The sequence below is a fragment of the Carboxylicivirga marina genome, assembly GCF_016612505.1.
In the GTDB taxonomy this organism is placed as follows: domain Bacteria; phylum Bacteroidota; class Bacteroidia; order Bacteroidales; family Marinilabiliaceae; genus Carboxylicivirga; species Carboxylicivirga marina.
The window spans coordinates 1-22,823 of sequence record NZ_JAENRR010000069.1 but is presented as its reverse complement, the minus strand read 5'-3'; the positions used below and the strand labels follow the sequence as shown (position 1 = coordinate 22,823).

15 protein-coding genes are annotated in these 22,823 nt (G+C 39.0%); 10 read left to right on the top strand and 5 right to left on the bottom strand.

The annotated features are described in order from the left end of the window. Window positions 1-491 precede the first annotated feature (491 nt). The 4 genes from JIV24_RS19080 to JIV24_RS19065 all read left to right on the top strand — a co-directional run bounded on the left by JIV24_RS19080 (window position 492) and on the right by JIV24_RS19065 (window position 6,428). The gene (locus JIV24_RS19080; RefSeq protein WP_200466678.1) at window positions 492-971 is read left to right on the top strand and encodes a hypothetical protein; all 480 of its coding nucleotides are present in this window, start codon (window positions 492-494) and stop codon (window positions 969-971) included. Between the two features lie 269 nt (window positions 972-1,240). Further along, a complete protein-coding gene (gene leuS, locus JIV24_RS19075) occupies window positions 1,241-4,024 on the top strand; it encodes a leucine--tRNA ligase (protein ID WP_200466677.1) in 2,784 nt (927 codons plus the stop codon). Window positions 4,025-4,217: 193 nt separating this feature from the next. Continuing rightward, a complete protein-coding gene (locus tag JIV24_RS19070; protein WP_200466676.1) occupies window positions 4,218-5,087 on the top strand; it encodes a YitT family protein in 870 nt (289 codons plus the stop codon). Between the two features lie 69 nt (window positions 5,088-5,156). Continuing rightward, the gene (locus tag JIV24_RS19065) at window positions 5,157-6,428 is read left to right on the top strand and encodes a peptidoglycan DD-metalloendopeptidase family protein (protein WP_200466675.1); all 1,272 of its coding nucleotides are present in this window, start codon (window positions 5,157-5,159) and stop codon (window positions 6,426-6,428) included. 54 nt (window positions 6,429-6,482) lie between these two features. On the opposite strand, the gene purN is transcribed toward JIV24_RS19065, so the two are convergent. Beyond that, window positions 6,483-7,049, bottom strand: coding sequence for a phosphoribosylglycinamide formyltransferase (gene purN, locus JIV24_RS19060; protein WP_200466674.1), 567 nt, complete (start codon window positions 7,047-7,049; stop codon window positions 6,483-6,485). Between the two features lie 174 nt (window positions 7,050-7,223). Between purN and JIV24_RS19055 the strand changes: the two genes are divergently transcribed. From JIV24_RS19055 to JIV24_RS19030, 6 genes are all read left to right on the top strand, one after another. Next, window positions 7,224-7,460, top strand: a complete 237-nt coding sequence (locus tag JIV24_RS19055) for an acyl carrier protein (protein WP_200466673.1) — start codon at window positions 7,224-7,226, stop codon at window positions 7,458-7,460. Between the two features lie 28 nt (window positions 7,461-7,488). Continuing rightward, window positions 7,489-8,736: a beta-ketoacyl-ACP synthase II gene (gene fabF / locus JIV24_RS19050; RefSeq protein ID WP_200466672.1), complete on the top strand. Its 1,248-nt coding sequence runs from the start codon at window positions 7,489-7,491 to the stop codon at window positions 8,734-8,736. Beyond that, window positions 8,708-9,484: a ribonuclease III gene (gene rnc, locus JIV24_RS19045; RefSeq protein ID WP_200466671.1), complete on the top strand. Its 777-nt coding sequence runs from the start codon at window positions 8,708-8,710 to the stop codon at window positions 9,482-9,484. The genes fabF and rnc overlap by 29 nt, the downstream gene beginning before the upstream one ends. A gap of 85 nt (window positions 9,485-9,569) precedes the next feature. Continuing rightward, a complete protein-coding gene (locus JIV24_RS19040; RefSeq protein ID WP_200466670.1) occupies window positions 9,570-11,156 on the top strand; it encodes a sensor histidine kinase in 1,587 nt (528 codons plus the stop codon). Continuing rightward, entirely contained in the window at window positions 11,129-11,812 is a 684-nt protein-coding gene (gene rprY, locus JIV24_RS19035) for a response regulator transcription factor RprY (RefSeq protein WP_200466669.1), read from the top strand. The genes JIV24_RS19040 and rprY overlap by 28 nt, the downstream gene beginning before the upstream one ends. Before the next feature lie 97 nt (window positions 11,813-11,909). Next, the gene (locus JIV24_RS19030; protein ID WP_200466668.1) at window positions 11,910-12,896 is read left to right on the top strand and encodes a GSCFA domain-containing protein; all 987 of its coding nucleotides are present in this window, start codon (window positions 11,910-11,912) and stop codon (window positions 12,894-12,896) included. A 49-nt stretch (window positions 12,897-12,945) separates the two neighbouring features. On the opposite strand, the gene gcvH is transcribed toward JIV24_RS19030, so the two are convergent. The 4 genes from gcvH to thiL all read right to left on the bottom strand — a co-directional run bounded on the left by gcvH (window position 12,946) and on the right by thiL (window position 22,631). Continuing rightward, window positions 12,946-13,323 carry a glycine cleavage system protein GcvH gene (gene gcvH / locus JIV24_RS19025; protein ID WP_200466667.1) on the bottom strand — a complete coding sequence of 126 codons (378 nt, stop codon included), beginning with the start codon at window positions 13,321-13,323 and terminating at the stop codon, window positions 12,946-12,948. A gap of 234 nt (window positions 13,324-13,557) precedes the next feature. Next, a complete protein-coding gene (gene sov / locus JIV24_RS19020; RefSeq protein ID WP_200466666.1) occupies window positions 13,558-20,901 on the bottom strand; it encodes a T9SS outer membrane translocon Sov/SprA in 7,344 nt (2,447 codons plus the stop codon). A 22-nt stretch (window positions 20,902-20,923) separates the two neighbouring features. After that, the gene (gene ruvA, locus JIV24_RS19015; RefSeq protein WP_200466665.1) at window positions 20,924-21,505 is read right to left on the bottom strand and encodes a Holliday junction branch migration protein RuvA; all 582 of its coding nucleotides are present in this window, start codon (window positions 21,503-21,505) and stop codon (window positions 20,924-20,926) included. Window positions 21,506-21,581: 76 nt separating this feature from the next. Continuing rightward, window positions 21,582-22,631, bottom strand: a complete 1,050-nt coding sequence (gene thiL, locus JIV24_RS19010; protein ID WP_200466664.1) for a thiamine-phosphate kinase — start codon at window positions 22,629-22,631, stop codon at window positions 21,582-21,584. Between the last annotated feature and the right edge of the window lie 192 nt (window positions 22,632-22,823).

Here is a 22,823-nt window from a genome sequence, read left to right as displayed (position 1 = left end):
AGAAAAAAGAAACCAAAGAAGTCTTACTCTATGAATTACAAACGATTATAAAGTCATGTTAACTAAACGACATTGATTGAGGTAGTGAAAATACTATGGAACATTGCGGATGTCATCTATAGGTGCATTATGCAAATAATAGATGACATCCGTATCTTCATCTTTCAAGGGGCTGTTTAACATCCCGACCAGTGGCGAAGTTGGCTTTCATTTTTTGTATTTCGTCCTGCAGCCCTGCAGGAAGGATTTTAAAATTTGTTTTTGGTCTCGCAGGTCTGCAATAGCATTTTACTAATTTGTTTTTGGACTTTGCCGTCTGCAGGAGCTCTAACAAATTTGTTTTTCAACTTTACCAACGATCAGGTTCGATAACAAATTTGTTACGGAACTTGATCGATGAGTAGGTCTGAAAACTAAAAAGAGAATTGTTTTTTGTTGCTTGCCTTGTGTTGGTTTTATCTATTTTTAGCTTGAATAAACTAACACACATCATGAATAAATTAACGCTTATCATTGCCGGACTAATACTTATGATTTCCGGTATGTCAATGGCTCAGGTGCAGGAGCCAATTAAAGTAGAAAAGCGCCTTGGTACTGTTTTTATACAGAACGGGAAGGTGCTTAAGCCACGTGATTTAATAAATATCACGCAAGTAAACCCAGAGGCTTTAAAAAGTATGCAGCAGGCCAAGAAGAACTACGATGCCGGAGCCGTTTTTGGCTTTATTGGTGGCTTTATGGTTGGTTGGCCTTGCGGAACAGCGATTGCTGGTGGTGATCCGGAGTGGGCATTGGCGGGTATTGGAGCTGGTTTAATTGCCGTTTCCATTCCATTTTCAACAGCCTATGTGAAACATACTAAAAAGGCAGTATCCATTTATAATGATGGCTTGCCTGCAGATAATAAAGAGTTGACGCAAGTTGATTTTGGTATAACCTCTGGCGGGATAGGATTTACCATTACTTTTTAAACAACATTACGGATGTCAACTATATGTAATAATAGATGACATCCGAATTTAAAATTATAACGTTTTTTACTGCTCAGCTCTCACAACTCATCTCTTAATTTACATTTCTATTCTACCTTGATATTTCTCCATCTTATTAAAATGTCCTAAATCATCCCATTTCCCAACCCTGTATCCCTCATCCTTTTAATAAGTTTTACTAATTTCGCATTTTGAAAAAGTGAAATGAAAAGAATTGTGCGCAAGTCGCATTAAGTCAACAAAATATCATGGAATACAATTTTAAAGAGTTAGAACAAAAGTGGCAGAAGCACTGGAGCGATAACAAAGTTTACAAAGTAGAGGTAGACAATGCGCGTCCAAAGTACTATGTGTTAGATATGTTTCCTTATCCATCAGGGGCAGGATTGCACGTAGGTCACCCTCTCGGTTACATTGCTTCAGATATTTACAGCCGCTACAAGCGTTTAAACGGTTTTAATGTGTTACACCCAATGGGTTACGATGCCTATGGTTTGCCAGCTGAGCAGTATGCTATCCAAACAGGTCAGCACCCTGCTATCACAACTGAGAACAACCTGAACCGTTACCGCGAGCAACTCGATAAAATTGGATTTTGTTACGATTGGGATCGTGAGGTGAAAACTTGTGACCCTGATTATTATCACTGGACACAGTGGGCATTTATCCAAATGTTCAAGCACTATTATTGCAACCAGGCCAAGCAGGCACGTCCAATTTCAGAGTTGGCTGAGGTGTTTGCAAAAACAGGTACTGAAGGCTTGGATTTAGCTTGCAGCGAAGAGTTGGTATTTACTGCTGATGAGTGGAATGCTAAAAGCGATAAAGAACAGCAAGAGATTTTATTAAACTATCGTCTGGCTTATTTGGCCGATACGATGGTGAACTGGTGTCCGGCTTTAGGTACCGTTTTAGCTAATGATGAGGTGAAGGAAGGCTTATCTGTTCGTGGTGGTCATCCGGTGGAGCAAAAAGTAATGCGTCAGTGGTCTTTGCGCGTGTCAGCATATGCCGAGCGCTTATTGACAGGATTGGATAATGTTGACTGGAGCGATTCACTAAAAGAAATACAGCGTAACTGGATTGGACGTTCTGAAGGTGCAGAGATGACCTTTAAAGCGAAAGATTCGGATGTAGAGATGGAAATCTTTACCACACGTGCCGATACGGTGTATGGTGTGACCTTCATGGTGCTGGCGCCAGAAAGTGAGCTGGTTGATCCGCTAACAACACCAGAGCAACGTGCAGCAGTAGACGCTTATATTGTAGAAACGAATAAGCGTACAGAGCGTGAGCGATTAGCCGAGGTGAAGAAAGTAAGCGGTGTTTTCTCGGGTTCATATGCCATTAACCCATTAACCAATGAGGAAATTCCAATCTGGATCAGTGATTATGTATTGGCCGGATACGGAACAGGGGCTATTATGGCCGTTCCTGCTCATGATACACGTGACTTTGCTTTTGCAAAGCATTTCGATTTGCCAATTCGTCAGGTGGTGATTCCTGTTGGAGCAGAAGCAACAGACCCGGCTACATGGGAGGATTCAATTGATTCGAAGGAAGGCACTATGGTGAATTCTGACATTCTGAACGGAATGGATGTGAAGGAAGCCATTGCGAGAACGAAAGAATATATTGCAGAGAAGAATATTGGTAAAGTAAAAGTAAACTACCGTCTGCGCGATGCTATCTTTAGTCGTCAGCGTTACTGGGGTGAGCCATTCCCGGTTTATTATAAGGATGATATGCCTTATATGTTGGATGACTCGAAATTACCATTGACCTTACCAGAGGTTGATAAATACCTGCCTACTGAGCAAGGTGAGCCGCCATTGGGCCGTGCCAAAGGTTGGGAAACAGAAGAGGGTTATCCTTTAGAATTAAATACGATGCCTGGTTTTGCAGGTTCATCGGCTTACTACCTGCGTTATATGGATCCTAAAAACAAGGAGAAGTTAGTAGGTGAAGAAGCGAATCAGTACTGGCAGGATGTTGACTTGTACATTGGAGGTACTGAGCATGCTACAGGTCACTTAATTTATTCTCGATTCTGGAACAAGTTCTTGTTTGATATTGGTGAGGTAATCAAGGATGAACCCTACAAGAAGTTGATTAACCAGGGAATGATTCAAGGCCGTTCCAACTTTGTGTATCGCAAAAAAGGAACCAATACTTTTGTTTCATACAACTTGCGTAAAGAGCACGATGTTCAGGCCATCCATGTGGATGTAAATATTGTTCGCAATGATGAACTGGATATGGAAGCTTTCAAAAAGTGGAGCCCTGACTATGCCAACGCTGAGTTCATTTTAGAAGATGGCAAATATGTTTGTGGATGGGCTGTTGAGAAGATGTCTAAGTCGATGTACAACGTAGTGAACCCGGATACAATCATTGCTGATTATGGCGCTGATACATTGCGTTTGTACGAAATGTTCCTTGGGCCATTAGAGCAATCAAAACCTTGGGATACAAATGGTATTGATGGTGTGCATAAGTTCTTACGCAAAACATGGCGCTTGTTCTATAAAGATGACAAGTTCAATGTAAGTGATGAAAACGCAACACCTGATGAGTTGAAAGTGCTTCATCGCACCATTAAGAAAATTTCGGAAGATGTGGAGCGTTTTTCATTCAATACATGCGTAAGTGCCTTCATGATTTGTGTGAATGAATTAAATGACTTGAAATGTAACAAGCGTGAGATCTTAGAGCCGTTGATGGCCTTATTGGCACCATTTGCACCACACATGAGTGAAGAGTTATGGCATGCCTTAGGTAATACAGCTACTGTTTGTGATGCTCAATGGCCTGAACTAAATGAGAGTTTTCTGGTTGAATCATCTGTTACATATCCGGTTTCATTCAATGGTAAAATGCGTTTTAAAATTGATTTACCAGCCGATATGAACAATGCAGATATTGAGAAGTCGGTGATGGAACATGAATCTGCTGCCAAATGGTTAGACGGGAAAACCGTTCGTAAAGTCATTATCGTTCCTAAGAAGATTATCAATATTGTAGTGGGCTAATAGCATTACAACAAAATATTATAAAGCCTGCAGGATTTTTCTTGCGGGCTTTTTTTAGGTAAAAGTTTAGTACAAAGTTATTTGGTTCCCCATCGCCAAATGGTACTTCCCCGAAGGGAAGATGATTGAATCAATTCTCCCCTTGGGGAGACACCCGAAGGGAGTGGGGGCTATTGACTAAAAAATATAAACCATGCAAAACAAAACAACCATATTGAAAGAACTGCGCAGCTATATAATGCTTACTGCAGGTCTGGTTATCGGCACCCTGGGGTGGACGGCCTTTTTGATTCCTGCAAAAATCGTTGGTGGGGGATTAACCGGTATTGCTACCATCATCTACTTAACGATGGGCTTTGATATTGGATTAACATCTTTAATTATCAATGGCTTTTTAATTGTATTGGCAATGCGTGTATTGGGCGCATCATTCGGAATAAAAACCATTTATTGTGTGTTGGTAATGTCAGGGCTGTTAACACTCTTTCGTCCCTTATTTGAAGAGCCGGTGGTGTCTGAACTAATGATGAATGCCATCATTGGAGGAATGCTGGCTGGATTAGGTGCCGGTATTGTGTTCGTTAATGGTGGAAGCACAGGAGGTGTTGATATTATTGCGATGATTATCAACAAATACAAAAATATTAGCCTTGGTCGCCTGTTGCTCGGTATGGATGTGTTGATTATTACATCATCCTTCTTTTTAATAGAATCATCATCCATTGAAATGGTTGTTTATGGTTTTATGATGATGGGCATTCTGGCATATACGGTTGATTTGGTTATATCGGGTAACAAACAAACCGTACAGTTCTTTATTATCTCAAGCAAGCCTGAAGAGTTGCGTAAGTCTGTTATTTTCGATGCTGAGCGAGGTTTAACTATTTTACATGGAAAAGGAGGGTACTCTGGCGAAGATCGTCAGGTGCTGATGGTGATTGCCCGTAAGAGTGAAACACAAGAAATATTTAAAGTGGTTAAGCAGATTGATCCTGATGCTTTTATTACTGTAGGAACCGTTATGGGTGTATACGGGCAAGGGTTTGATAAGATAAAGATTTAATTTATCGCATAATATTTTTAAGATTAAGTCGTGTATTGTTAACTTGCATGCACTTCAAAACTTATACTGATGACCAAGAAGAAAGTATTTATTATTATTGCCATAGCACTATTTGTTATTCCATCTGTTTATTTTGCCATCCATCGATATAATCATCCGATTTCACCAGTGACTGAAGATACACTCGACTCGCTTGAAGTTATCGAGATACCGGAACCTGAGTTATTATATGGCTTGCCTGTGGATTCGTTTCAAATAGAAGAGAGTAATGTTCGTCGCAATCAGTTTTTGGCTGATATTTTTCTTAAAGCCGATGTTGATTACCCAACTATAAATACCATCGTTGAAAAATCGAAGCCGGTTTTTGATGTTCGTAAAATAAAGGTAGGTAACCGCTACACCTTGTTTTATAGTAATGATACCCTCAGGCAACTAAATCACTTTGTATATGCTATAGATAATACTGACTACATGGTGGTGTCGTTAACAGACTCCGTTCATGTTTATCGTGATATAAAGGAAACACGAAATATATCAAAAATGGCAACTGGCGTAATTAATTCATCGCTATGGAATGCCATGAAGGAGAATAATGTAAATCCAATATTAGCCAATGAATTGTCTGAAATATTTGCGTGGACAGTTGATTTCTTTGGTATTGAAAAAGGGGATAATTTTAAAGTGTTTTATGAAGAGTTGTATGTCGATAGTGTAAGTATTGGTATTGGTCAAATACACTCTGCATTGTTTCATCATCGCGGACGCAATTATTATGCCTTTAAATATGCCGAAGATAGTGTTGAGCATTATTTTGATGAGCAAGGGCAAAGTTTACGTAAGGCCTTCTTAAAAGCGCCACTGAAGTTTTCAAGGGTTAGTAGTCGCTTTTCTCATAGTCGACTGCATCCGGTGTTGAAAATTCGTCGTCCTCACCATGGCGTGGATTATGCTGCGGCTACCGGAACGCCTGTTTATGCTTTAGGAGACGGTCGTGTAATTGCACGCGCTTATCAAAAGCGTGGTGGCGGTAATTACATTAAAATAAAGCACAACAGTGTATATAGAACCGTATACATGCACTTACATGGTTTTGCCAAAGGTATTTCAAAAGGTACACATGTGAAGCAAGGCCAGTTGATCGGATATGTTGGTTCAACAGGATTATCAACCGGGCCTCATCTTGACTTTAGAGTGTATAAAAATGGTAAACCGGTTGATCCTTTGAAGATAGATGCGCCACCAGTGAATCCGGTTAAAGAAGAAAATATGGAAGCTTTTAGTGCATTTATCCGACCGCTGAAAAATCAATTAGATGCATTGCCATTACCAGTTAGCGAATAAGACGAATTGAAGTAAAATAAACAAAGAAAGGAGCTCTTAAGGTTCCTTTTTTTATTATACGTTCAACAGTTCTTTTATTGTTATTGGAAAGTATTTATACTCCAGGTCATGTACTTTATTGGCTACATCATCGGCAGTGTCGGTATCGACTACCTTACATTTCTCCTGGCGAATAACGTTGCCATCATCGTATTTCTCATTAACGAAATGTATAGTGATGCCCGATTCTGACTCATTATTAGCTACTACGGACTCATGAACATGTGAGCCAAACATACCCTTTCCTCCATAATTGGGTAATAAAGCAGGATGGATGTTAATAATCTTATCGGGGTATGCCTCAACATAGGCCGAAGGAACTAACCACAAAAAGCCGGCTAGTACTATTAAATCGGGCTGAATGGCGTTTAAATCGTTTAATACTGCAAGATTTTCTCTGAACTCTTTTCGACCGAATATTTGGCAGGGAACTCCAAGAGTCTTGCAACGCTCAATAACATAGGCATTTGGGTTGTTTGTGTAAACCTTGCTAATTTCGACCTTTTGATTTTCTTTAAAATATTTAACAATGTTTTCAACATTAGATCCAGAACCTGATGCAAACAGAACTATCTTTTTCATTTTCTTGTATTTGCGTGTTGTAAAAAATGCAAAAAAGTGTGACAAAAATAGGTAAAAACAACCATGAAATGTCATTTTCTTTACACGAAGTTTGAATTATTATCCACAAATGTATTTCTTTGCAAAGTTGTTTAAGAACATTTTATTAGTATTAATTTAAAAAAATTTAGAGCTATGTCAGACGTTGCATCAAGAGTAAAAGCAATTATCGTAGACAAATTAGGAGTTGACGAGACTGAAGTTACTCCAGAAGCAAGCTTCACTAATGACTTAGGAGCTGACTCACTTGACACTGTAGAATTAATTATGGAATTCGAAAAAGAATTCAATATTGCTATTCCAGATGATCAGGCTGAGAATATCGGTACGGTAGGTGACGCAGTTGCTTACATCGAAGAAAACGCAAAGTAAGAAAGAGTAGGATACGTTAAAAGTAGTTATGGAGTTAAAAAGAGTAGTTGTTACGGGGCTGGGAGCCATTACCCCACTAGGTAAAAATGTTGAAGAAACATGGACTAACCTGGTTAATGGAGTAAGTGGTGCTGCACCTATTGCTCAATTTGACGCCTCTAAGTTCAAAACGCAATTTGCGTGTGAGGTTAAGGACTATGACGCGAAAGAGTATTTTGATCGTAAAGAAGTGCGTAAGCTCGATCTTTACGCTCAATTTGCTATGATTGCTGCAGATCAGGCGATAGCTGATGCTAAACTTGATTCAGAAGATATCGACAACAATGAGGTTGGTGTTATCTGGGGAGCAGGAATTGGCGGAATTAAGACTTTCCTAGATGAAGTAACAGGTTTTGCTAAAGGGGACGGAACACCACGTTTGAGTCCTTTTTTCATTCCGAAAATGATTGCTGATATTGCACCTGGACATATTTCTATGAAATATGGTTTCCGTGGTCCAAATTTCGGTACTGTTTCGGCTTGTGCTTCTTCAACTAACGCAATTGGCGATGCTTATAACTTAATACGTTTAGGTAAAGCTAATGCTTTTGTTACAGGGGGTTCTGAAGCTGCTATTAATGAAGCCGGTGTTGGTGGATTTAATGCTATGCAAGCTTTGTCAACTCGTAATGACGATCCAAAAACAGCGTCTCGTCCTTTTGATAAAGAACGTGACGGTTTTGTGATGGGAGAAGGTGGTGCTTCAATTATTCTTGAAGAATATGAGCACGCCAAAGCACGTGGTGCTAAAATCTACTGTGAAATAGTAGGTGCTGGTATGACGGCTGATGCACATCACTTAACTGCTCCACATCCTGAAGGACTGGGAGCAAAGAGGGTTATGGCTAATGCCTTAAAAGATAACAATATTGATCCAACAGAGGTAGATTATATCAATGTACATGGTACATCTACTCCTCTGGGAGATATTGCAGAAACAAAGGCTATTAAAGAAGTATTTGGTGAGCATGCCTATAAGCTGAACATCAGTTCTACGAAATCCATGACCGGACACTTGCTTGGAGCTGCCGGGGCTGTTGAGTCCATGGCTTGTATCCTTGCCATTAAGAATGGCATTGTGCCTCCTACCATTAATCACTTTGTAGACGATCCAGAATTAGACAATGCGCTTAATTTCACTTTTGATAAGGCGCAGGAACGTACTGTCAAAGTGGCTTTATCCAATACATTTGGATTTGGTGGTCACAATGCATCAGTGGTATTTAAAGCATTGTAAAAAAGCTGTGATTAAGCCGCTTTTGCACATTATAAAACTTTTCTCTCTACGGAGGGAAAAGTTTTATAGGTTTATAAAAGAAGTTACGGGACTTAGTCCTGGTAACATCGATATCTATAAGCAGGCGTTTGTCCATAAATCGGCTATGATTCGCGGAAAGGATAAACGATTTGTTAATAATGAGCGTTTAGAGTATCTCGGCGATGCCATGTTAGGTGCTATTGTGGCCAATAAACTCTACCATCACTTCCCTAATAAAAACGAAGGTTTTTTAACTAAAACACGATCGCGTATTGTTAATCGCTCTTTGTTAAATGATATTGCTCTCAAGATGGGGCTAGGCAAATGGGTGAATGCACAATCTAAAATCGATATCTCACAAACCAGTATCTTGGGTGATGCCTTAGAGGCGCTGATAGGTGCTGTATATGTAGATAAAGGTTACCAGGTGTGTGAGGAATTTGTGCTTGAAAAAATAGTTGAGCAATATGTTGATTTAAAAACGGTTGCTAAAAAAGACAGTAACTACAAATCGTTGCTGATTGAGCGAGGCCAAAAAAGTAAAAAAAGCGTACATTTTATTACAGAGGAAAAACACATTTCGGAAGGAGAAGCAACCACCTTTGTAGCTCGTGCCGCAATTGATGGAGAAGTTATTGGACAAGGTGAAGGTTTTTCTAAAAAGGAAGCTCAGCAAAATGCCGCTCGAAATGCCCTTAAAGAGCTTCGTCAACGTCAGTCAAAATAAGTGATTAACATGTAATTACTGAAATGTGCTGTTAATTAATGTTAATTGACATGGATAATCATTTCAGCCTGCTATTTTTGTTTCCATGAGTAAAAAATTCATTCTTGGGCTTACCGTTATTATGGCTATTGCCTTGGTGGGGATTACCTATATCCAGGCCATGTGGATTCTTAATGCATCTAAGATTGAAGAAGAGCAGTTTGATAAGTCGGTTAAACAAGCCCTTGATAAGGTGATATTGCGTTTGGAGCGTGATGAAGATATCCGCCTTGCAACAGCGCCTCAGTTTAATTATTCCAATGCGAAAGTACCGGCTAAATTGCGCAACGAAAACAAGTACCTTAGAAGTAAAGAAAAGCAATTATCGGAACAAGAATATCAGGAGTTTAGTATTGAACTGAACTTTAATGCTGCCGGCGTATATAGCTTTTCAAAATATCAGAAGGATTCGTTGGTTACAACCTTTAAAGGGCGAACGAATTTTACCAGTTCAGAGCAAATAGATCCTTTTAGCGACGCCATGGCAGCCATACAGAACGATATGCGTCGTCGGAATGAAAAAAAGGAAAAGGCACAGGCGAAATACAGGCAACAAGATGAGCCAATTGAAAATCGCATTGACAATTTTCGTCTTGAACAATATATCTTTGAGTCGATAGTAGAAAAGGGAATTCAGTCGCCTTTTGAATTTGCAGTTATAAATTCAAATGGGAAGCCGGTTCATCAAACCAAAAGTTTTAGTGATGAAAAACCTTCAGAGCTATATACCAAGCTCTTGTTTCCAAATGATTATCACCCACAAGCTAATTACCTGAAGTTACATTTTACCGAAAAGCCCAATCCTATTCTGGAATCAATGGGGCTCGTAATACCATCAGCGGCATTTACGCTCATTGTAATATTATTATCCATTGTAACCATTATAATTATCGTGCGTCAGAAGCGGCTGGATCAGATAAAGAATGACTTTATTAACAATATGACGCATGAGTTTAAAACACCAATCTCTACAATTTCACTTGCTTCGCAGATGTTGAAAGATGAAGGTGTTACTAAAACGCCCAAAACGCTTAAGCATATCTCAGGTGTAATTCAGGATGAAAGTAAACGTTTGAGTTTCCAGGTTGAAAAGGTCTTGCAAATGGCTATTTTTGAGAAAGGAAAATCGGGTTTGAAACTGAAGCGATTAGATGTAAATGACCTCATTCATCATGTCACAAATAACTTTAGGATAAAAGTTGAGAATCAGCAAGGAAAAATAATTGAACGTCTAGAGGCAAAAAACAGTATTATTACTGTTGATGAAGTGCATTTTACAAATGTTATTTATAACTTGCTTGACAATGCCGTTAAATACAGGAAAGGGGCTCCTGTTCTTTACGTCAAAACATGGAATAAGAACAATGGAATAGTCATATCTGTTAAAGATAATGGCATGGGTATATCAAAGGATAACCTAAAGCGTATATTTGAAAAATTTTATCGCGTACCAACAGGAAATGTTCATAATGTAAAAGGCTTTGGATTAGGGCTGGCATATGTGAAAAAAATTATTGATGACCATGGTGGTCAGATATCTGTTGAGAGCGAAATAGAAGTTGGCACAAAATTTGACATTTTCCTACCTCTAAAAAACACAAAAGAATGGAAAAAGAGTATAAAATCCTCCTAACCGAAGATGATGAAAATCTAGGTATGTTGCTTCGTGAATATTTAGAAGCAAAAGGTTTAAAGACTGACTTAATGCCTGATGGCGAAGAAGGTTATAAAGCTTTCATGGCAAACAAATATGACATCTGCATCCTTGATGTAATGATGCCTAAAAAAGATGGTTTTTCATTGGCTAAAGATATTCGAATGGTGAATACCGAAGTGCCGATCATCTTTTTAACAGCAAAGTCTCTTAAAGAAGATATCTTTCAGGGTTTTAAAATAGGAGCCGATGATTATTTGACAAAGCCTTTTAGTATGGAGGAATTATTATTCCGTATTGAAGCTATTTTACGTCGTACCAAGGGAGGTAATGCTGCACAAGAGTTTTATCAGTTGGGTAAATATAAATTTGACACACAAAAGCAGCAGCTTATTGAAGGTGACAATACCATTAAACTGACCACAAAAGAATCTGAGTTGCTAAAGCTACTTTGTACCAATGCCAATAAGGTTTTAGAACGTAATTTTGCCTTAAAAACCATCTGGGTAGATGATAACTATTTTAATGCGCGAAGCATGGATGTATATATCACCAAATTGCGTAAGCATTTAAAAGATGAGCCAAGTGTTGAGATTATTAATGTGCATGGTAAAGGATATAAACTGGTAATGTAAGATTACCTTATAAAAATATGAAACCGTTTGACCTGAGGTTAAACGGTTTTTTTGTGTCTTATCTTTTCTTAATTTCGATTGATAAAACTTTTAATAAATGGATAAGTTCAGGACCGAAGTCTTCATTGATGACAGTAAGCAGCCTTTAAAGTATGATTCAAACCTGATGTTTATTGGGAGTTGTTTTGCTTCAAATATCGGTCAGTATTTCACCGATAATTGTTTAAATACACTTGTTAACCCATTTGGCGTTTTATACAATCCATTTTCAATTGCCAATTCAATAGAGCGCTTGTTAGAGGAGCGGTCATTTACTGAAGATGAAATACTCTATGCGAATGGAATGTATCACACTTTTTTTCATCACAGTCAATTTAGCAGGATAGATAAGCATGCGTTTCTGGAGGCTGCTAATACATCATTTCATCAGAGTGTTGAATATATTAAAAAGGCTGATGTTGTTTTATTTACTTTTGGAACCTCATGGGTGTATGAGCATCTGGGGACACAGACAGTTGTTTCTAATTGTCACAAATATCCGGCTTCGGACTTTAATCGTTATATGTTGAGTGTAGACGAAATAGTGGAACGGTATGAGCAACTCTTGGCATCTATTCGAAAAGTAAACAATAGCGTTCGTTTTATTTTTACAGTGAGTCCTGTCAGGCATTGGAAAGATGGAGCTCATGGCAATCAATTAAGTAAGTCGACACTTCTGCTTGCAATTGATAAGTTAACGAACACAATCGAAGGAGCTAGGTATTTTCCAGCTTATGAATTATTATTGGATGATTTACGTGATTACCGCTTCTTTGCTGATGATATGCTGCACCCTTCGGCCAAAGCAATTGAGTATATTAGGGAGAAGTTTATAAGTTCGCAATATGCAGATGAAGATATTGCCGTGTTAAAAAGACTTGCAAAACTGGTACAGGCATCCAATCATCGACCTTTTAATGTCGCTACTGATGAACATCAATCATTTGTGCGTAATCATATTAACAAAGTAAATGCGCTTCAAAAAAAATGTACAACGCTAAATTTAAAGACGCTACTTCTGAATTTCGAAAAGCAAAGGACATAAAAAAAGCGGTCATTGACCGCTTAATATAATTGTCTGGTTAGTTAATAAATTAACCAATAACTTCTTTGTATTGCTCTGCAGTTAAAAGGTCTTCTAACTCAGCAGTATCAGCAACTTGTACTTTAATCATCCAACCACCTTCAAATGGATCTTTGTTTACCAAGTCAGGCTGGTCTTCTAATTCAGCATTCACTTCAATTACCTTTCCGGAAATAGGCATGTACAAGTCAGAAACAGTTTTTACTGCCTCAATAGTACCAAATACCTCTTCTTTATCAAGGTCTTCGTCTTCTGTTTCAATTTCCACAAAAACGATATCGCCCAACTCTCCTTGAGCAAATTCTGTAATACCAATGGTTACTACATCACCATCAATTAGAACCCATTCGTGGTCCTTTGTATACTTTAGATTTTCAGGTACATTCATGATTGAACGATTTATTTAAATTACAATGATTCAAATGTAAAGAATTTATTAAAATAATTCTATGACTAAAATACAATGTATTTTGCTTTATTAAAACCTGGTCAGTTGTAATCTACACATAGTCAGGTGTTAGTGTGTATTGTGTATTTTAAAACCCTAATAAAAATCATGTATTAAAGGCAAACAATTTATACACAACACCTGTTGTCATCACCATTCTTAATGCAATTAACCTTATTGGGCTAATGAGAATCGGAAACTAACTCCAAAATTTGAATTGGTGATTGGGTACGATAGTGAAACATATGGTGTGTTTATATTGGTATCGTAAAATAACTGCATGTTAAAACGATCACTAAGCGCGTAGTCGGCTGTAAATTTCACCTTGGTAATTTTTTGTCCTGCTGATAGCTGGTTGTATTCTTCCTGTATTTTACGAATAAAGCTGATGTTATCTTGTATTGAAAAGTCGGCACGTATATTTAAATCGTTGCTAACAGACTTCTGACTACTTCCTTTACCGAAGATGAGATTCATTTTATCGAAGCGATATCCTAAACCAATGACTATTTCGTCATTGTAGTTTTCGATAACCTGATTGTTACCCATACTCAAGCTCAAGGTACGCGCTTTTTTAATTTCAGCACGGGTAGTAATGGAATTGGTCCAGGTAATGTTTACACCAATTAAAGGATTAAACTGCTCAGAAATGGTAATGGCATTAATATCGTACTCAATAATTGGCCCGTCAGATAATTCTGGTGTTCTCGAAATATAGGCGCCCATATTATAGGTAGAGCGATAAGCATGCGTTAAATCAAACGATTTAATCACATTTTTAAAAGCTTTTACTCTTGAAAGGCCATCGTATGTCAAACGCCAGTTTGGTTGAATTTTTGACAGGCCTGGGAATTGTTCAGTAAATATATAGTTTGCACTTTTACCTGAGTAAGCTGCCAAGAAAGCTGGAATTAATACTTCCTGACTGTTTTCATTGTAGTCCCCATCTAGTCGGTTAAGTATAATCTGACGATTATTGATGAATTCATCAAATGTTTCTGAAGTTAAGGCACCTGTTCGTTCTGGTTTGTAAAATGCCGTTCTGAATGCATTAAAACTCATTGAAAAACGACCATTAGCAGTTCGTCCTTCAGCTGTTGACTTTCCGCCTATGTAATATTCATTGATGTTGCGTTCGTAGCTTCTATCAGCATTAACATCAATGCGTAATCCACGAATGGGTTCCAGGGTAAATTTAAGCGAGAAGTCGTTTCCATGGGTCATTACATACGGATTAACCATACTTTCATCTTCAGTTAGCCAGCCGTTTTTAGCTGCATCTGAAGCGAAGTTTCTATCCTGCCAGCCCAGTACGAAAGGTAAACCCGGGGCAGTAAAACCTGAGGAAGAACCCATGAAATCTGCCTTTGGTGTATAACCTGGCAGTATGGTTCCGTTTTGCTCCGAATAAGACACGCTTACATTCTTAAGTGAAGTCATCAATAGTACCGAATAATCAACAACCTTTTTAATGGCTGAATTATTCTCAGTAACTGTTCCGGTAACCATCACACGTGCATTGTCAACCGATTTTTCAGGCGTAAACTGGACTTTATTTTTACCCAGTGGCGTCACTTCACCGCGTACAGGCTTTCCTGTGGCATCAAATATCCTAACAGATGTTTCTTCTGTTTTTAGCTTGTGGTTGATAACGATCGCTTCGTCTTTATCAAGCTTTACATTTGCTTTGTTAAAGCGTACAGTTCTCTTCCCATCTTTATTGTTGGTTGTTCTTCGACGCGAGGAGCGGTATTTTTTATCCAACTCATTAAGGTAGTTAACCTTTTTGTACAATGTAGTCATATTGAGCTGACCATTACCTTGTATCACATTTGAATTGCGAATGGTGTTACCCCATTCAGGCGCATCGGTATCTGATTCAAGTAAAGGCTGAGCCACCCACTGGTACATGCCTCGGTATTGGAGGTTGGCCGACGTAAAATCAAGCATTGGCAGTTTGTTGATCGGAATAGTATAACTGGCATCAAAATTATGCTGATAAGTGGTGGTACGTCCCATACTTTGGATGTTACGCCACACTTGGTCGCGCCATTCATAATAAGCATCTCGATCGTAATCTTTATTTACGGCACCTTCCGGCTCATCAATGCGTGCGTTGGTAGTAGCTTTAAAGTTTAGTTTTAATGATTTCGTCAGGTTGTAACGCATATCAAAATAACGATTCCAGTCGAAATCTTTTGAGACTGTTAACTCAGGGCTTATTGTTGAGCCGGTGTTGTTTCTTAACTGTAACTCACGGTATTGACGGTCAAATTCCCAACGATACGATATTTGGTTTGGCAAATAATAGAAGTTAAAGTCTCGAACTAAGGCCAAAGAATTACTTTTGAAAGATTTTTTGAATGGTTCTACTGCTTTAGGTCGTGCATTGTAATTGTAGGCCAGTATACCTCGGTAGTTTTTATCTGTTGAATGGTCGGTGTCGACGTCATGCTTCGATGTTTCGTTGTAGGAGTAGGTGGCTGATATATTTGAAGGACTATAAAAATGTACTTTATCCTTCTTTGGCATTAATTTTACATTGGTAAAGTTAACGCTCTTACGTTTAATCACATTTTGCGACATGTTCTTAATCGAATCACGAGCCGCCTCACTCTCAGCATTGTCTAATGCAACCTCTAATGGTATATCCGGATCGAGCGGATAGTACTTTGGACTTGCTACGGATTTAGAAAACCCAAAATAAAATGGAACACTTAGTGCTGATTCAGGTCCAAGTAGTTTACCTAATTCCAGGTTTGTGGCGATGTCGTATTGAAAGAAATCTTCCTGACTTCGTTCTTGAACATTTTGGTCAATACTACCCCAGCCAACTGTACTCTTTTTACCGGCAAGTGATACATTACCTAAATCGGCAAGTTTAACCGACATGCGTGCATTGGCGGCCCATCCGCCTTCTTCATTAAAGTCGGTTAAACGCAGTTCGTTCATCCATACCTCAACCGAGCGACTTTGTGAGCCTCGCGTACGCACACCCATAGTGATTGTTCGAATATTACTCAGGTTAGGATTACCTTTTACCGATACAAATTTAGTCGGATCAGAAGGATCAGGCATTATGTACACCTGGTTAAAAGAGATTTCTGAACCCTCCACTCGTTTTTCATCGTTACGGCGTAACTTCACCGTCTGGAATAAATCAAGCGGAATATTCATTTCATTTTCTTCCGGCCAAACAATATATCTGTCATCAATATTATCATTGTCATATCCATTTCCAGGAGCAGGTGGAGTTATTTTAAGAGGAATCTCATACTCGTAGTAGTTGTCGTTATAATCACTACCAACACGTACAAAGGCCATCATCTCATTGTCCAATAATCCTTTACTGTCAACATCCTCGGCGTGAATGAACATTTTCATGCGTTGATACTGACGAATATCGATACTGACATTCTTATAAACAGCACGAGCATCACCGCCACCTAAATCTTGCACTTTCAGTAATAATGATTGCTCATTTAATTCGCGCAGTTGTGGATTAGCCGGGTCAATTACGCGGTCGATGCCAGGAGGTAATACGTAGTTGACAGGTGTTTTTTGAGAGCTTTCTTCGATGTTAACAACCGAGACCTCAAATTGTGTGTTGGCGTTACCAGCACCATTTTCATAAAGCGATTCGTTAAACTTACGCCAATCACCTTTTATCAGATCAAGTGTTGCCATACGAAGGATGGTGGTGTCTTTAAAACCACGCATAAACATACGCATAAAACGTACGCTTCTTAAATCTTTAATGGATCCGATTGTTTGATCCGGATTTTGAATTGGAATGCGGAATAAATACCAATTGGCTTTCACGCCATTTTTATCTGCTACACCATTCGGGTTTTCTTCACCTATTCGGCTATCAACAATGTATTTATTGCCTTCAACACTCATGGTGTTTTTCGAGATTGGCACCTCGTATTGGAAGTAACTTTCGTTTTCACTCAGGGTGTTATCATTGTTGATGTCCTCCATGTCTGGCTGCGCTTTCGATGCGCGCTTAGTACCATCTCCTTCGTACTCTGATGGTAAGGAGTTTGCCTCAGGACTATTGAAGTTCTTATAACGGTCCAGAATGCTTGTTTCGTTTTCATCATGTGCACCTCCAAGAAAGTATAGGAAGTCATCGGATGCCGGATCCTGCATTAATTTTTCGCGTGCCGCTTCTGATAAATCGGCGCCCATTTGTTCAATTATATCGAGGAATGGGTAAGGTTGTTTACGGTAGAAATAGCGCTCAGCATCGGAGTTCATGCCATTTAAACCTACGTCTTGAGCCAGGCGCGTGGCCGGGTCGTTACTAAAACCATTTACCAGGTTCTGCTTGCGTGATACATATCCCCATTGTGTAGAATCCACATCAAATGGCTCGCCAGGTCCTGGTAAACCGTTTTCAAATGATTTACGGGCATCTCTTAATATATCTTCTGAAACATTACCTAAGTTAAAATAGATGGTACCATCATTTGGATCAATGTTTTCATCATATACATAGGGATCCATCATCCAGAATTCGATGTATTCGATATTAGCCGCTTCAAAATCATTCACATCAATCTGGCGCATCATACCACCCCAGCGTTCTTCAGGGTTCTTTAATGTACCATCGTAATTGATACCATGACCATAACCGTCAGTTGTTGGACCTGTACCGGCATCGAAGTTATATGGTCCCCGCTCACTAGGGTAATAGGCAATGTTTAATACCGGTAAGTTGGTTGGCTGACCGTATGGTGCTTCCCTGTTCGGGAAAATTTCCTGCTCATAAACTTCACGCACCATGTGATTCATGGTTTGTTCTTCATCTCCCTTGATATGACCAGGTGTTTGAGTGTTATTTCTCAAAAATAATGGGTCGATGGTGTACCAGGCAAATTTAGCCCGGTTAATTCCGTATTTTAAATCATCAATGAGATTGGCTTCCGGAAATAAATCAGTTTGATCCTGTGGCGTGCTGGCTAACTGCCAGGCAAGCCAGTTGCGCATATCGTATGGTACGCGAGTGCCTTCAAAATCATCAATGTAAGAGGTTCCTGATTCGTCAATGACCTTTGGGTGTCCGGGAATCAATTGGGCAAATTCACCTTCAAAGGTTACACTCGACATTTCTTTGGTTTCAACCAAAGGTAATTTGTCAATGATTTCGGTGATGCCCATTGATTCTGTATAGAACGAGGTATTTAAGCCCCAAATGGTGTTGGCAATTGGTTCATCACCGATATTAACCTTCTGTGTTAATGGTCTTTCTCGCAAGTGCATTAATGTACCGCCAACGTTAAAATTATCATTGAACTGGTAGTCGAGATGGGTACCCATCAGGGTTTTGGTTTGTAAGGCAAAGAGTGATTGGTTCTCTAATGAAACCTGAATAGGTGTACCTGAAGATAATATACCCTGATTGATAATGCGCACACGGCCTAATGTGTAATCAACGGTATAATCTTGATTCTCTACCAGTTTAATACCTCCTGCTGTAACGATTACCGAGCCTTGAGGTATATTCATTGCATTCAACGAAATCTCAGAACCCGAACTGGATTTATAGCGGCCTTTTAGTTTATATTTATTTACCGAGGCATCTTGTTCTGCAATAATTTGGGTACTGTCGTATAATGATTGAAAAACATATTTCTTAATGAGGGTATTGTCGCCTTCAAGCTGCTTTTCCAGATCACTACCAAATGGTTCCAGTACCGGGAAGATAATGCGACCATTGTCTGGTTTGATGGTTAGATTCTCAACGTAGTCAAAGATACCATCGGGCTGATAGTCATTGTTAGTGTTTAGGTTATCGAGGTTCATCAGGCGGATGAACAGCTGACCCATTACACTTTCCGGACCTTCCGGAAGGTAATTGATGTCACCTCCTGTACTATCATTCGTGTAAGTAACGTTCATGATGAAGTCATCGCGATTAACCTGGTAGGCATTGATGGCATAAATGTTCTTCATCATTAAATTCCAGGTTGGTAAACCCGGCGATAGGTTGGTGCCTTTTAATAACTTTAGAAGAAGTGTTTTTTCAGCTTCATTTTGTGTATTCGAAAATTCACCAACTTTATATGTTTGTCCGCTGTAGGTATATTCGTAGGCTACGCATAATACTTCATCAGCATTTAATGAGGTGTTTAATGAGATATAACCAAGCTTTGGTTGAATTGAGAATTCGGTATCAGAAAGTTTACGTGCGTTCTCTAATTTCTCATATTCAACAACGTTTTCTATTACGCCATTTAAAGTGGCTGTTACCTGGTTGATATCTCTGACAGCATTATATGCCCCTTCATCCATTTCGTAATATAGGTCGTTGGCATCATTACGTGGAGAAACATTTAGTTGCCCTCCCCAACGCGGGTTATATATGTGTTGAGCATTTTCACCTAAATCAACAAAACCCACCACGTTACGCGATTCACGCACATCGCTTCGATTATTAGTTACCCAAACTTCAACACGTGTAATGTTTACCGGGCTATTGATTATTGGTAGTCGTTCTAAAGCCTGGTTATAGTTATCTCTAAAATATTCACTTAAAAAGAAGTGGCGATTGCGGTCGTACTGGTCGGCATGAATCTCAAACTCTTGAGTTTCGGCACCGCCTTCAATATTCATCACCGATGTTTCACCTTTCTGTTGCGAGAAAATGCTGGTAACAGTTAATTTTCCAAACTGCATTTCAGTTTTAACACCGAAAAGACTTTGGCTACCTGTAATTAATGTACCAGGAAGTGGCAAAGTGACATTACCAGCCTCCACTTTTTTAAGGATATCATCTTCTCCGCCTTCATATTCGAGATTGATTTGATTTTCGAAATCAAACGTGGCTTCGGTATTGTAGTTAACACCAAGTTTTAGCTTTTCGCCAATGCTACCACTAAGGTTCATCTGAATCTTTTCCTGAAAATCAAAAGTGGTTGTCTTTCGAAGACGTTCCTGAAGTGTTGGGTTATCAATTTTAGTGTATTGTATACCAACCCTTAGTTCAGCCATACCTTGCAGGCGTACATTAATGGCGTTACTGCCAAAAATACCTTCAAAGGCTTCTCCACCTACATTCTTCCACATTTGATTAAAGGCAGAATTTTCGCCATACTGCTCTGCTTCTTCCTGTTGCTTTTGGCGCCAGTATGAAAGTACGGATTTGCGCGTGTCGTAATCTAAATAATCTTCAAGCGGCATGGAATAGGGCAGGCGTACATTCATGTTTCCCATTTTTCGATAAATGGTAACATTGCCAGTGTTGTAATTATACTCCGCCTTATAATCCAAGTTATTTGGATCATTGAGGTTAATACCGCCCTTTTCTTCATTCTCTAAAAGAGGATTGCCACTGCTATCGTTAATTTTATACTTTAAATTAACCTTTTCAGTGGTACGAATGGTATCCGGTTGTTGATACTCTGTGTTGGAGTAATTGCTGACATTGCCGTGCAGCGACGATGTTCCAGCAATTACAAGCGTAATTGTTAAAACAGTGAACGCAATCGTATATTGTAGTCTTTTTCTCAAAGATGTAATGTAATATATTGAATTACATAATTTTTAGAGCTTGCTTAATAAGTTCCTCCACTTTAATGGATGGCGATTGATTAAATATTTTGTCAACGGCCTTTTGAGCACTAGTTTTGGCAAACCCCAGCATTACTAATGCAGATAACGCTTCATCGCGAATAGTATTGTCTTGCGAAGCGAATATTTTCTGGTCAACCTGTTCTTTGCCTAATTTATCCTTCAAATCAACAATAACACGTTGTGCTGTTTTGTCCCCAATGCCTTTAACTCCCTTAATTACATTAACATTGTCGGTTAAAATGGCACCTTTTAATTCTTCGGGAGTTAAGGATGATAGCATCATGCGAGCCGTGTTAGCACCTATTCCGGAAACTGATATCAGGTGACGAAAGAGTTCGCGTTCAGACGGATCAGCAAAACCAAATAAGGCAAAGGCGTCTTCGCGTATGTTTTCGTGTATAAAAAGTTGAGCTTCATTTTTACCTTCAAGGCGCGAGAAGGTGTTAAGTGAGATATGTAACAGATAGCCAATGCCATTAACATCTATAACAACATGGGCTGGACTCGATTCGGCAACTTTGCCACTTATATATTCGTACATTTGAATTAGGTTATGCTATAAAGATAGAAAATAATGATTAGTGATGAATGTTTAATTAACCACTAATCACTCTTAATTAATCATTGTTTTTAATAGGATTCCATCCCTGGGCCTGTAATTCTACTTCCTGATCGGCATTAGTAACCAGGTAGCTACCCTTGCTTTCTTCTGTAATGTGACCTATGATGTATATATTGATATCGCCGGCATCTTTAAATTTCTCATAGTCATCCTGACTGATGGTAAAGAGAAGCTCATAATCTTCACCTCCATTAAGAGCTGTAACTATTGGGTTGATTCCCATCTCTTCGGCCAGCATTGATGTGGTAGGGTCAACAGGGATTTTGTTTTCATACAATCGACAGCCAGTTTTTGATTGAGAGCAGATATGTAATAACTCACTTGATAAACCATCAGAGATGTCGATCATTGAGCTCGGTATCACATTGAGCTTATCGAGTAATTCAATAACTTCTTTGCGGGCCTCAGGTTTTAATTGGCGACTTAATATATAGTCGTAACCACTTAGATCGGGTTGAGCCTCCGGATTGTCGGCATAAACACGCTTTTCTCGCTCGAGTAATTGCAATCCCATGTAGGCACCACCTAAATCACCCGATACACAAATTAAATCATTAGGTTTAGCGCCGTCGCGATAGGCTAGTTTTTCTTTGTCTCCTTCACCCAAAGCAGTCACACTTATCGTTAACCCCGTAAGAGAGGAAGTTGTGTCGCCACCTACTAAATCAACATCGTAGTACTCACATGCGGCATATATGCCTTCGTAAAGTTCATCAATCGCTTCTACTGACATTTTTGAGCTGAGCCCAAGCGAAACGGTAATTTGTTTAGGAGTGGCATTCATCGCATATACATCACTTACGTTAACAACTACGGCTTTATAACCAAGGTGTTTTAAAGGGGTGTATGTCAGGTCAAAGTGAATGCCTTCAAGTAAAAGATCTGTAGTGACAACGGTTTTTTTATTGGTAAAGTCCAGAACAGCTGCATCATCACCAACTCCTTTTAGTGTGCTTGAATGCTTTAGTTTTATATTATTGGTTAAATGATGAATTAATCCGAACTCACCTAATTGCCCTATCTCAGTTTTTTTAACCTCGCTCATATCTTATATTTTGAATAACATGCAAAAGTAAACATTGATAGCACGTGCTGCAACGAATATATCAGTTAATTGAAACACCTTTTTGATTCTTTTTGCGCTTTTTAATATTTGGTGACACTAGCCTCCGAAAGTTTTAATAAAACGTACAAAAACATAGTAGAAGCCCAATGTTTAGGTTAAAAAACAAAGATT